A 12,561-nucleotide genomic window follows, 5' to 3' on the forward strand; every position below is an offset into this window, starting at 1 on the left:
CCTGAAACGAGAGGACTGAAGCAGCAGTGCACCCGATTAAGCAAGCATTTACTCATCGCTGATGGCAGATTTTGAGGGATACGAGCGCGTCAATGGAGCGTGGCGGAAAATCCCCCGAGTGCGCGCAACTGGTAGTCGGAAACCGCTTGATAGAGAGACTCTGCCAACAGCCGGCGGCGCTCAATATCATCGCGGCCAAGCCCAGCAGTTGCAGCTTCGTGATAGACGCGTAACGCCTCAATCGCCTGCGGCATGAGCGGCTCACCTGCTTCGATCATGCCTTGCAGTGTCCGTTTCATCAGCCCTCCCAACATCATCCGTCACTTGAACTAAACACTCGGGGCCCGATCCCACAGGTGCTCAGTGTGACTGTAAAACGCTCAGGCCTTAGCTCAGCCTTGCTCTCAAAGCAACGGGCTGCGCTTTCGTCCAATCGGCGTCAAAATGGTGACCTTCTTCATTGCACGAGTGACCGCAACACGCATAGCTAAACGGGTCTGAAGGACACGATCCGCTGTGGCCTCGGTCGGTAGAAAACGCCCCTTCATGACTCCCTCATAAAGAATGACCTCCGTGAACTCCTTTCCCTTAGATTTATGCATGGTCATGAGATGGATTCCCTTCCAGTCCTTTGTGACAGTTTGGAAGTGATCCTGAATTAGAGCATCTCGCACCAGCCTCTCTGCTCCTGGGTAACCTCCAGCTGAGCGCCACAACTCACTCAAGCGGCTTCGAAGTAGGGATCCCTTCCCCAGCAAGCGCACATATCGGCCATCGATACCTATCTGATTGAAGACCTGCTCGGTGTTTGAATCCAGCAAATGTCGCGCGGCAATCCAGTCAAGTTGGGGATCGCCAGTCAATTGCAGATCAAGACGCTGGGCCGCGATGACCTGCGCAGCCGCAAGAACCCGCTTGTGCGGCACTCGACGGAGCGGTTGTCCACCGAACAACTGCTCCAGGGCGAGCACCAATTCCAAATGCGGCTTGCTGGGGGCCTTCTCGCCTTTCCTGCCACGCAGGTGAGCACATAAATTTCTGAGCAGCCTTTCAGCAATGATCTCTGCAGTCGCGCCGCCTTCGAGAAGCGCAGCGATAGCCGTAGCAGACAGCGCCGCAGCCTCTTGGTCGAACGCAACCTCATGGGAAAGTCTCGGCAAATTATCCGAGTCACTCGACAGATACGCGGAAACCTCTGCCATGAAGCTCTTGCTAGGCACCAGAATGGCTAGCGACCAGTCACGTCCGTCTCTATTCAACCGTGCTATGGCGGTCAGAACGGCAAATTTGAAAGCCCGATGAAGCATCCCCTTGCGCGGGGCATAGGGTGTCACCGAAACATGGGTGTAGGCTCTGCTCCTATTGGTTCCTGTCAGCAAATCGTTGCCGAACTGCACGATGTCGGTCCCCGTGCTCCGGTGATTTTCCATTCCAAAAGAAAAGGAGGCGGGACGGTAGGCTTCTTCGAATTCTTGAATCCTGTTAGCACTAGCACCGCGGAATTCGTAGATTCGTTGTTCCGGGTCAGCCAAAGCCAGTACCTGGCTATGTCGAGTCAGCGCTCGAATGAAACGCCACTCATCCTCGTTCGTGTCCTGGAACTCGTCGAGTATGATTAGTGGATAGCTGTTGCCGTAGATGCGCTGCAGCGACTGGCTTCTCTCCAGCAACATGGCAGCATTGCTGGCGAACAGGTCAAAGTGCAACAGTCCCTCCTCCTCGAGCAGCCTGGCTTTCTCCAACGCTATCTGCTCTTGGCTCAGTGTGGACAATCGCGCAGCAGCCTCTGGCGGAGGAAGCAGCGATAAGGGCCGCCCGTTGCGGAGCAAGTAGCCATGGCTGCGCAGCAAATTCCACGTGAAGCCATGGTAGGTGTTGACCTCGAGCCGAGCCTGCTCGAGTTTCGGCAACATTTTCCCGGCTTGTTCCGCAACCCTTGCTACCGTTGCTCTGGCGAAGCTCAGGAACAGCACCTGCTGATACTCTGTGAGGTCTAGTCGGCCTAAAAATGCTTCAGCTTTAAGCAATGCGACTGTGGTTTTCCCTGAGCCAGGGCCCCCCATCACGACCAGATGGCTGGGGGAGTCGATAACATCCCGTCGAGACTGATCAAGCACCATCATCTGTTAAGGCCCGACCAAATCGAGAAGGTCATCATTCAGCTCTGGAAGTTCAGGCTCGGGCTTCTTGGGGACAATTGTGGCTGTAATGCTCTCGAGCGTGCTGACAATGAATTCCGGGAGGTGATGTCGGGTCATAGCGGTACAAAGCAAGCTGGCAGCAGCACCATCGCCTTTCCAGCGCTTCAGCAGCACCCCTAGAATCGCTACTACCTCATCTGTGGTGGCATCAACACCCGGGGCCTTGTCCCGTAAGTCTGAAGGCCAAGCACCACTGTCGATCAAAGACACCACCCAGGCACGCAACACATCCTCATTAGTGCCTTTGAGAACGACATTCTCGAAACCTTTTTCAGGCGCCTGATAGGGGTAGTCGACCGACGCCTTGATAGCTTCGAGCTGCTCGGGTGACTGTTCGTCAAACACGGCGTAGACCTTCTTTCCGAGTCTGCGGTAGTAAGCCCCCATCGGCGCGATCAAGGAATCTGTCGTCGCATCAATGATTGGGATGCCCAACGCCTCAAGCGGCATGAAAGACTCTGGTTCCTGCTGATGAAGCAGTCGCGCTACAGCGGGCCAAGCGTCGTATTCCGTCCGGCCCTCGGCAATCAGCACCCGACGCGCCAGAAGGGCCTCACAAACACGCAGCCGCATGTCCTGTCGGTACATTTTTGCTTTAATGCCCGGCGGCAGCCCTGCAGGCATGGCACTCAGTGTCCCATCGTTTCGGCTGATGACGATGACCTGCTCGGGTTCGAATTCTTCGAGCACGTAGGGCGAATGCGAGGTAAACAGCGCCTGGGCTGACTTGCTGCGCACGCCGTTGATGATGCGCTTTTGAATATGCGGCGGGATCGCTATCTCTGGCTCCTCCATCGCAAAAATCACGTTCTGCTTCAGCTCCGCGATCAGTGACAGAAGAGCCAGTACCATCATGTTGATAGTACCGGTGCCTTGGCTCTGGAATGGTGCTGCATGCGCTTCGCCATCACTGCGCTGAGCTCCGGTTACCATGAAGACAGTCAACGCTTTTCGCAGAGACTCACGAGTCAGCTGTGTAACTCGCATTTGGGGATCGCTGCCGTCATCGCTGGGCATGTAGCCGCGGATTGATGACTGCACATTCGCCAGGATGTCGTTGATCCCAATCTCTGGATCAGCTGCAACCTGCAACTGTCGAAGCTCGACCAAGAGTCCTTCCCAGATCTTGAAGTTCTTGTCGTCCTGCAACCGCAAAATAATGTCCAGGAGCGAACCACGCTCAAGGCTCAACGCACGACTGCCAGTTCGGATCGTGCGCAGGTACAGAAATCCACAGACACGCTTATCGGCCGTTCTGAAGAAGTCGTAGGACCCATCCTGCTTCATCGGCGAGCAGAAGAATGTGGTGCCAGCAAAATCATCCTCATCGGCGTCGTAGTTGCCGACAAAAACGACGCGCAAACAGGCCTGTACCATCTGCTCATCAGTACCCTCCGTTGGCGGGCCTCCGAGCAGATCTCCCGTACCGTTATCCCACCACTCGATGTGATCCCGGAAGCGCATTTCCTGATCCTGGTTCAGATCAGTGATCACTGCTTCAATAGTGATGTTGACTGGCTGCCCCTGTGGATCGACATATTCCCCCGCATAGAAATCGTGCTCATCAATCACCGGCCGACGCGAGAGTCGCTCGGGGCCTAGGACGAGATCAATCGCCTCCAGCAGCGTTGACTTTCCGATGTTGTTGTCACCGACGACGACAGCATGCTTGGGCAACAAGACATCCGCACGCTTAATACCCCGAAAATTCTCAATCTGCAGCCGTGCAACCCGCATATCCGTCCGCTCCCGATCCCGTGTAGGCCTTAGATGACAAGGCCAATAGCCATCAAACAGTAGTCGAGAAATGGGCCCGGCGCGTTCTCGGGGGCTGCTTTGCTCAACGCGCGAGTTGCCATCGCCGCGCTGTTGACCGTAGGCTCCAATTGCAAAGAGCCATCAGGAGCCCAAATGGACCGGGAAGCGATCGAACATGCCAGGCGGCTGAAGAGCACTATGCAGTCCGCGATTGATGCTGGGCTGATTCGGACTCGACAGCAGCTACTAGCGGTAGCCGCAAGCAACGACCTGAGCGTGACGCGAAACGGTCGTGACTATGCCGGCTTCCTCTGCAAGAGCGGAAAGCGGCTCAGAGTCCGATTCGACTTCAAAGACCGTCCGCCGCCAGGCCCTGAGAAAGTCCTGCGTCGAACGGAGACAGCCGGCTACTGGATCTACGCGCTGACCGCACAGAGCAATGACGGTATCCGTAAAGCCTGTTACATCGGCCAAGCAGCTAACCTGCGCAAACGTCTGCGAGAGCATTTCAATCACGCCAGAGTGGGGCACAGCTCGTACGCGCTATTTGAATGGGCAAAACATGAGCAGGTGGAGGTTCGCGCTGCCGTGTTGACCTGGGTCGCAGGCACCCAAAGCAATGCAACCTACTTTGAAGGTTATTGGCTTGAGCGTGCGCTGAAGGCCGGATTTGAGGCGCCTGACGTCCACAACTGGGGAAGGCTCCCTAAGCTTGAAAGCCTACCTGGCCAGCCAAGGAGTTGGCCGGGGACAGAGGTACAAGCCAAGTCGATACCGCTCGCCGACATCATCATGAAAAAGCTCACCCTGCAGCCACTGTATGCCAAGGAGGCGCCTCCCCATCAGGCCGAAATGGATTTCGACACATGAGAAGGCAAATTCATATAGCTGTGTGCTCAGCCCCCTTGTCCCCAGCATGAGGCGCCGATGCTAGACCCTTACTCAATTCGAAAGCCAGGAATCGGATCGAGCAATCTTCACGTTGAAGAACTTGCGAAAGTTCGAGGTCAAGTAGTGGTCTGCTGGCATGGCGGTCTGCAGAAAAATCATAGCCCGAACACCGTCCCGCTTGCCGAAGTCACGTTCAGGACGCTGCATCCAGACAACAATTTTGGCTCCCTTGTCCATCACGATGTGGTGATCTCACACTTGGGAAGCCTCAGGGTAGGAACCGTCTGGAAGCAAGGTAACTTGATCGGCGAAATTGGGATGGATCGTCTGCGACCCCAGAGAGTCAACTTCGACCCTAGGTCGTGGCAATTAGTAACGGCTAAATCAGCCAGCCTTTTCGAGAGCTACATGCAGCAATTCCCTAAGCGCTGCGGTTCCAGCTGGCTAATCAAACTAACGACAGCATCAGGCGAGACAATCTTAGTGCCTTGCCTAGAATTCCTAACCCGATGCTACGGGAGAAGCTCAGAAACTGCGCGATTGCTTGTAACCTATGGGCTAAAAACAATCCAAGACTTGTACTTCTATGAATTTAATCCAAACCCAGAGCGGCTTTTGCTACCTCTAGAACGTGGAGTATCGGTTCGTGAAGCTCCGTTTCTTGCACATGCAATGTATGACGATTACACCCGAGACATTTGCCAAATCCTTCACAATAAATTACAAGCAGAATTTAAACCTGGCAACCAAGCATTCATCCAAGTTCCACCTTGGTTCAAGGGTTGGGGGCAGATAGAAGGGCAAGGTTATTGGATCGATGACAAAACCTTTCTCTTGCTGAGGATCGACGGGCTTAGCGAACCTGATGGCCCACCGATTACAGTTGAGTATAAACGCTACACAAAGGATGCGGCAGAACAAGGTACGAGCGCTGGACGCCCTTATTCCCGCAAGCTTCCGCTAGGCGCCTCTACCGTGGCAGTATCCATCACCGGCACCGAAGCGCCCAACAGCAAGACGTCACAGACCGTTTATGACCCGCCTTTCCGAACCCTCGGAACAAAGCGAAAACTCCACCATAGAAAGAAATCTATTCCTGGCCAAGCAGGTCGACCGGTACCAGGATGTGAGAAAGATCGACTTGCCCCTGGAGACCCCCGGGGTAATGGCGAAGGTGGGGGGAAAAGCGAACACGTGTCGCCAGAAGCTACGCCAGAAGGAATAGTTGCGCTGATGTGGCAGACCTGCCTGTCTCTGGCTCAAAGCCTTCCCACGTACATCAGTGAGTTAGGCTGGTATACAAAAGCGTTTGGCTTCCAAACCGAGGGAGTGCCAAGATTTGAGTATTTGAGTTTCCCCACTAAGAAGAAGGGAGCTCCCATACGTCTACCAAAGCCCGTGTTGATCATTCGAATGATGGTGGGCGGCAGACACATCTACATTTTGGAGATTCACCGAAATCCCAGGAAATCCGAAGATGAGAAAGGTATAACCAAGCACGTCGAAGATAGCTACAGAGGTCTCATGGTAGAGCTTCCACCCAATGGAAAAGTAGCTGACATAGAGTTAGCGGTAATCTTTAAAAATATCATTGCAAATAACTGTCGAATCAAAAAATCGCAAATGTCCAACTACCCCCATGTCACCTTTGTTCATCGCCCCAAGGAGGAAGGCTGCCAGCCTTTTGGCAAGGTAGTTCTTAAGCATCTGAGTAAGCTAATCGGACACTAAAGAGCGCGTGGAAATTTCGAGTTCAAGACTACAGACACACGTTAACCGTGCCCCTGACCACCTGCGCCGATTGGTAAAGGGATCCAATAGTCTTGGCCTCTCAGCTTGACGAGCAGCCCTTCCTGATCAGGAATTGTCATCAGCGGCATATCTTTCTTATGGACCTTCGCCACACCATGGAAGTAACCCAAGGCAGCCACATGCCACCGATCAAGAACACTTTTACCCGCAGCAGCCTCACCCATGAGCAATCTGAGTTCTCTTTCAAAACGGCTGCGCCTACACATGATCGCATTGCGGTTATCTTTAGGAAACTCGATAGCAGCCCCATGAAATTTGTTCAGAAAGCTGACGAAGCTGCTCAGGGACGCGACTATCCCTGGTGTTTCTGCCAGCAATGACCTCAACGAATGCGAAGTCGGCATCGAATTGCCAGCTGCCTCACTGGCGAGAACAAGATTTGCCCCACTACGAAGTGCCATACGAACAGACCTCAGGGAGTTCGCTCGCCTATGGGGTTTAGATTCAAGGTGTAGGCGGTAATTTTCGAGCAGATTTCGACCCATCTCCGAAGGCACTGAAGCGAGGATGCCTTCGATACGGCGCTTCTCTGTGAGCTCAGTCTTCAAAGCGGCATCTACCTGCATTCCGTGCTTCTCGATCATCCACTGCACCGGTAGTTTCGCGCGCCTTATCCAAAGCGCACCTTTGGCTTTCAGCAATTCCTGATACGTAGGTAACCTCATCCAGAGGGCGTTCATTTCCCGAAAACTGTCCAAATGGCGATTGATCAACAGGGCCGCCCTCACCGGGCCGGCCCGATCGAGAAGCCACGCGCCATACTCGGTATAAGCCTCACGGAAACCATCATGAGTGAGCGCCTCGATGTTGATCTGCAGGCGCTTCTGGAACACACGGCGGCTGTAGCAATTTCGACATTCAGCCCCATAGCCTGCTGGAGACATCTCGCTGCAGGTTTTGCATTGGATGCTACCCACCTGCGCACAGAGCCGACACTCCCTGACACCGCAGCGGCCATCAATCAATACTCGGTATCGCCGGCAGCTTGGGCATGTCTGCGCGTTGCTCGCACATCTCGGGCAGCAGCTCAGTACCCTATCCCCAAAGTTTTTTTTTAGAGAGACGCGTCGAGGACGCATTACATAAATCGCAGCGTCGTGCGTTAGTGAAGTAGTGAGCGCAGGAGTTACAAGCAGGCCCATAGGGCGTGATCCGTCCCAGCGGCCTCCCGATACGCCGGCAGCGAACGCATGGAGCAGAGACGAGATTGGCGTAACAACCCTTACAGTAGCGCAGGCCGAAATAAGTACGGTGAGCTTTCTGCATATCCTCGCCGCATACCGAACAATAGGCACGCCCTACTGAATGCCCCTCAACCATCTCGATACACCTTTCGTTTCAACCGGGCCCACAGCTTTTTAACGGTCTGCCGTGATACTGGAGATCGCGCGCGCTTGGCTGTAGGCGCTCGCACACTACCTGGCGTAAGTTTTTTGAGCATCTCCTGCAGCGCAGGCGAGATATTTCCGGCCGGTATGGGAACAGAGTGTCGAGGCAGAGAACAGGCTTGTATCACCTCGATCAGCTGGTGCTCACCCATCTCAAGCACCTTCCAAACGGCCGACAGGAAATCCATTCTTTCTCGCACCGAAAGCAGCTCAATAGGTAGCCCAGAGTCAGGACGAACAAGGTGACCGAGGTTGAAGGCGTCCCTAAAGCACGCGAAGGTTTTTGAATTGTTCGTACTTGAAACCCTGAGTACCCCAAAAATAAAACGTGCCCGCTGAAACCACACGTCTGGCTCACAAGGTGCACCCGTATCGTGGTTTACACCATGAATGGCGTCATCCCCTGCGCACTGAAAAGCGAGAGCTCCAGGAGCAAATCCAAGCTCATGAGATGAAGTGCTCAACGGAGCATGACAGCGGTCGCAATGAGCGCAATTAGAGTCGATCTGCTGCAGGTTATGAGGTTGTAGCGGTGAGTCGCATCTTGGGCAGCGATCGATCAATCTCACCAGGTGTTTTTCACAGCACGTGTGCCAAGCCAAGCGCCATGAGATCCGGTAGTAGGGCGTGCCCTCCAACATACAAACAGGACAGCATTGCAAACCACCAGCATGGCGCCGATTACGCGCCCCGAGAGCGAGGATCCATGGCCAGATGCCTTTTTTGGAGTCCAGCGATGGATTAATGGCTGATGCGATGGGGTGTAGGGTCGCCGTACAGATATCTGATGTCCCGACACCGGTCATTTTGGCCAAAGGCAACGCATGCTCAGACGCAATGCCTCTATCTACATCAACAATCCAGCATCGCCAGCCTGGCCATAGACTTCCGGTGAGCGTCATCGGTGAGCAGCCATGCGCAAAAGCATTGCGAATGAGCCAAGAGGACAGGAGCTCATCCGCCAGCAAGCTCCTTGCGTTCGGCCACTGCGGACTGACTACATCAATTCGCGAATGCCACGAGTAGGTTGAAGCCATGACTTGCTCTTGATTATGTCAGCGTCAATCTTCTCCCTACCCGAACCAATCGCTTCCTTCGCGCACTCAACCAAAAGCCTGTGCAAGTCACCTGTGTTTCCTGCAGATATGCCATGCAGCAGGCCTGCCAAATGCGGCGTGAAAAGCCCAGAAGCCTCACGCAGCGGGAGTACGGATTCGAAGCCTTTCAGAAAACGCTGAAACTCCACATCCATCCTCCAGTTCTGCAAGGTAAAGACGTCGAACCGGCTCGCATGCTGGGGATCAGTATGTAGCACCCGAACAGCATCTTCAGTCCCCACACCGATGACCGGTATCGCGAGCTCGTTACAAAGCGACTTGATAACGTTCATCATCCCTCGCTGCTGCCTGGGCGTTCCCTCCAGCATGGAATGAAACTCATCAATGAGGAGTAACCTCACCTGATTCTGCCGCATCTGGTGTATCACCTGATATCGCAGTTTTAGTTTTGAGTCTGTCGTCCGATAGGGTGTCCAAAACCGCTCCAGAATCGCACAGTAGAGCGCGCACTCATCAGCAGAAGGTGGAGCATCGATCCTGATGATGGGTTTGACAGGCTCCCCCTCAGAGTCAGTGTAGCCCTGACCATGTAACGAATCGAACCTCGCTAGGATGGTTGTTTTACCGTTATTGGGGCTGCCCACGACGAGAAGATTGGGCATACGGGGGCGCTTCGGAACGCTCATCAGATGATGCAGGAGGTCCATCAATTTTTGCGCTACGGGGTAGCCGATCCAACGTGGCTCGTAGAGAAAGTCGATACGTTCTTGATCCGACTGGAGCATGACAGCCCGGAACTCGGGATGGATGTGCTTGTAATGAGTCATGAGATATCACCGAAGTCGTCAAGATCGCCATCAACCATGTTCACGAACGTACCCGCGGGCGCAGGAGCAATTTTGACCTTCTGAGGGCTTGGCTCGGCAGGGGTCTTACCTTTCGAATGCACCCGGTGCCGCTGGGCTTGTCTTCTGGTCTTGGCCGTCTGCGCTTCGGCCTTTGCGACCAGCTCCCGATTCTCCAAGATGTAACGCTTGATCAGCATTTCGTTGATATCGGCACGGCCCTCGTCGACCGCACGCTTCTTGGCTGCCTTGTACTCCCAGATGCTGGCAGCTGGAAACGCCTGGTTCGAGACAGGGACTTTGAAGTATTGCTTGAGTAGTGGGTCAAAAAACCAGATGAAGCTGATATCACGAGGGTCACGCCGGAAAACGAATGTCTGCGCTTTACCCGTATCCTGGTCTTTGGCATTTATCCAAGGTCTTAACGCCTCGGAGTAGTAGAGGAGATCGATCTGCACACCGTAGTGCTGAACAGTCCGATCAAAAGACGGCAAAAAATCTCTCTGTAGCGTGAAGGGGTCAGTCGGCCGGGGAGGAATTCCAACCAGGGGGTCTTGGTCAGAATTGCCAAATACGCCAATGTGCCACTTCCTGCGCGGGCTCATGAAAATCTTCGAATGGTAGGACTCGTTGTAGATCAGAATTTCCCTGATCAACCACGTCTCGAACTCATCGAAGGTCAGCGCTGCATGCCTCTCAGAATCATAACCGTCGCGGTCGGCTTTATTGCTGTAGGTTCTCCCTGGCATGTCTTTCAGCGTTTGAGCGAAGGTGCCCATGAGACGCTCAATATGCGCCCCGTAGCGGGGGCGCTTAACTGGCCTGAACCGGTTTTCGATCCCGTAGTTAGAGCATGATTTCTTAACGTCTTGGCTCTGAAAATCGGGACCGTTATCAGCGTGCAGAATCTTGGGCTTGCCCCAAACCGGCCATTCCCCCTCGACGCCATGTGCGAGAAGCCATTCCTCCTTAGGCAGAATGGCGTGCGCGACACACATCGCCACCGAAATGCCTGCTGGAGCATCCAACGACAAGTAGTAGCCAGTGATCATTCGGCTGAAAACGTCGATCGAGAAGGTGATCCATACCCTACCGATTGAACGCCTGTGAACATCGTCGACCAGCAGAATGTCCATAGGCGTGTGGTCAATCTGCACGACTGCCAGAGGGTAGTCTGCATCCGGGAACGAGCCGGGAGTGGGGGTGTATTTGTTCCGCGCCAATTCTGCAAAGCCTCGCCCACGGAGATACGCTTTGTCTGGGATACCTTTTAGCCTTGCCCGGATAGCCGTCTTACCTGGCGTTGGGAGTTGCGCCTCTTCACAGGCATCAACGATGGCCTGAATCGTGGCAGGTATTGTGGGGCGATGGGGCTTCAAGTAGAAGTTGGTGATGACCTTTTCGATGATCTGGTCCACTTCATCTGAGAGGCGCGAGCTACCTTCTTGCCATCCTCTCCTACGCGGAACCAACGCCAGCATTTCGCCCCAATCTTTGTATCGCTTGATCCAGCGGTACAAGGTAGCGACATCTACGCCGGTCGCATTAGCCCTGGCGATAGCGTCGTTCCGCCCCACAACCGTACTACCCAGCAGCGGCTGGATAGCAGCGTAACGCCTTTGAGCCTCCGCCCAATCCTCGCTACCAATCAGCGAAATATCATAATTCGCGTAAAGGCCATCAACCCGCTCCCGCTTAATCGCTCTCAAGCTTCCAATGGGTAGAGCAGCGGCTTTACCTGAATCGAGCTCCACGCCAACCACGGTGCGAAAATCAAGGATCTGAGAAATCCGGTACGCAGAGTCACCATGAGCGACAATCGCCCCTACCTCAATAGTCACCTGGCTCCGGTCAGGCTCATATGGGACCAGCTGGCTATCTGGATTTTCACTGTCCATGGTTAAACCACCCAAACTTCGAGGAAATTGTTCAGAGGAAGGCGAATGTCGCAGGTCAATCGTCGAGTAGCGATCAGATGCCAAAGGTGACTAATACACTCAGCTCGGTAGTAGTCACAGGAGTGCAACGCCAGCAGGTAGTGGACGGGAGCTACCCCCATTTTCTTCACCGTCCCGATGATCCAGTCGCTGTCTTCGGGAGCGAAGGTCATTCGCTCGTATCGTTCCAGAAACTTGATGTTCTGTAGTGCTGTATCCCGAATTCTCGACTCGTCATGGATGTGGAAAATCCACCCTTGGTCCCGAGCGTATCGCCAGGCGGCTTTCCATTTCGGGAGCCATGCCTGCCAATTTTTCCTCCACTCCGCCTCAGGCTTCACTTCAACAAGCAAGGGCTTTGGCCAGTTCTCGGGGCCACGATCACCGAGCCTGAATTGGACCAGGAAATCAGGGGTGTAGGTATAAGTACGCCCGTTAACACTGAACGGGATCGCCACTGGCTGCGACGTGATCGCTAGGACATCCATCGAAAATTCGGTGCGAAGGATGAAGTCCCGCTCAAGAAGGGATTCATACGGAATCCCGCCCTCGCCACGGAACGGAAAGACTCCCGATACGCTGCGCTTGGTGGGCTTGATGGCACGGACCGAACTGGGCCTAGGTTTGTCGCGGTTATTTGAAGCCATTCGTAGGTCCGTCGCAGCTATTCA

10 protein-coding genes are annotated in these 12,561 nt (G+C 54.3%); 2 read left to right on the plus strand and 8 right to left on the minus strand.

Going from position 1 to position 12,561, the window contains the following annotated elements:
- Window positions 1-89: 89 nt before the first annotated feature.
- From FEM01_RS16890 to FEM01_RS16900, 3 genes are all read right to left on the minus strand, one after another.
- The gene (locus FEM01_RS16890) at window positions 90-302 is read right to left on the minus strand and encodes a hypothetical protein (protein WP_431188612.1); all 213 of its coding nucleotides are present in this window, start codon (window positions 300-302) and stop codon (window positions 90-92) included.
- A gap of 102 nt (window positions 303-404) precedes the next feature.
- Window positions 405-2,123 carry a UvrD-helicase domain-containing protein gene (locus tag FEM01_RS16895; protein WP_171030984.1) on the minus strand — a complete coding sequence of 573 codons (1,719 nt, stop codon included), beginning with the start codon at window positions 2,121-2,123 and terminating at the stop codon, window positions 405-407.
- A 3-nt stretch (window positions 2,124-2,126) separates the two neighbouring features.
- Window positions 2,127-3,938, minus strand: coding sequence for an ATP-dependent nuclease (locus FEM01_RS16900; RefSeq protein ID WP_138220633.1), 1,812 nt, complete (start codon window positions 3,936-3,938; stop codon window positions 2,127-2,129).
- Window positions 3,939-4,112: 174 nt separating this feature from the next.
- Here FEM01_RS16900 and FEM01_RS16905 point away from each other — a divergent pair, with 174 nt between their 5' ends.
- Complete coding sequence (locus tag FEM01_RS16905) at window positions 4,113-4,829, plus strand: GIY-YIG nuclease family protein (protein ID WP_138220634.1); 717 nt, start codon at window positions 4,113-4,115, stop codon at window positions 4,827-4,829.
- A 57-nt stretch (window positions 4,830-4,886) separates the two neighbouring features.
- Entirely contained in the window at window positions 4,887-6,581 is a 1,695-nt protein-coding gene (locus tag FEM01_RS16910) for a hypothetical protein (RefSeq protein WP_138220635.1), read from the plus strand.
- A gap of 41 nt (window positions 6,582-6,622) precedes the next feature.
- Here FEM01_RS16910 and FEM01_RS16915 read toward each other — a convergent pair whose 3' ends face one another.
- The 5 genes from FEM01_RS16915 to FEM01_RS16935 form a co-directional block, all read right to left on the minus strand.
- Window positions 6,623-7,495: a hypothetical protein gene (locus FEM01_RS16915; RefSeq protein ID WP_138220636.1), complete on the minus strand. Its 873-nt coding sequence runs from the start codon at window positions 7,493-7,495 to the stop codon at window positions 6,623-6,625.
- 479 nt (window positions 7,496-7,974) lie between these two features.
- Window positions 7,975-9,087, minus strand: coding sequence for a TniQ family protein (locus FEM01_RS16920; protein ID WP_138220637.1), 1,113 nt, complete (start codon window positions 9,085-9,087; stop codon window positions 7,975-7,977).
- A complete protein-coding gene (locus FEM01_RS16925; protein WP_138220638.1) occupies window positions 9,048-9,935 on the minus strand; it encodes a TniB family NTP-binding protein in 888 nt (295 codons plus the stop codon). The genes FEM01_RS16920 and FEM01_RS16925 overlap by 40 nt, the downstream gene beginning before the upstream one ends.
- A complete protein-coding gene (locus FEM01_RS16930; RefSeq protein WP_138220639.1) occupies window positions 9,932-11,851 on the minus strand; it encodes a Mu transposase C-terminal domain-containing protein in 1,920 nt (639 codons plus the stop codon). Before FEM01_RS16930 ends, FEM01_RS16925 begins: the two co-directional genes overlap by 4 nt.
- Window positions 11,852-11,853: 2 nt before the next feature.
- Window positions 11,854-12,537 (minus strand): TnsA endonuclease N-terminal domain-containing protein, encoded by a 684-nt coding sequence (locus FEM01_RS16935; RefSeq protein WP_171030985.1) that lies wholly within the window; start codon window positions 12,535-12,537, stop codon window positions 11,854-11,856.
- Window positions 12,538-12,561 lie beyond the last annotated feature (24 nt).

This window comes from Pseudomonas mosselii, assembly GCF_005796105.1.
GTDB classification, from domain to species: domain Bacteria; phylum Pseudomonadota; class Gammaproteobacteria; order Pseudomonadales; family Pseudomonadaceae; genus Aquipseudomonas; species Aquipseudomonas mosselii_C.

Coding starts and splice junctions, on each gene's coding strand:
- FEM01_RS16900 (WP_138220633.1), bottom strand. CDS start 3,938: ATGCGGGTTGCACGGCTGCAGATTGAGAATTTTCGGGGTATTAAGCGT.
- FEM01_RS16925 (WP_138220638.1), bottom strand. CDS start 9,935: ATGACTCATTACAAGCACATCCATCCCGAGTTCCGGGCTGTCATGCTC.
- FEM01_RS16920 (WP_138220637.1), bottom strand. CDS start 9,087: ATGGCTTCAACCTACTCGTGGCATTCGCGAATTGATGTAGTCAGTCCG.
- FEM01_RS16930 (WP_138220639.1), bottom strand. CDS start 11,851: ATGGACAGTGAAAATCCAGATAGCCAGCTGGTCCCATATGAGCCTGAC.
- FEM01_RS16935 (WP_171030985.1), bottom strand. CDS start 12,537: ATGGCTTCAAATAACCGCGACAAACCTAGGCCCAGTTCGGTCCGTGCC.
- FEM01_RS16905 (WP_138220634.1), top strand. CDS start 4,113: ATGGACCGGGAAGCGATCGAACATGCCAGGCGGCTGAAGAGCACTATG.
- FEM01_RS16910 (WP_138220635.1), top strand. CDS start 4,887: ATGCTAGACCCTTACTCAATTCGAAAGCCAGGAATCGGATCGAGCAAT.
- FEM01_RS16895 (WP_171030984.1), bottom strand. CDS start 2,123: ATGATGGTGCTTGATCAGTCTCGACGGGATGTTATCGACTCCCCCAGC.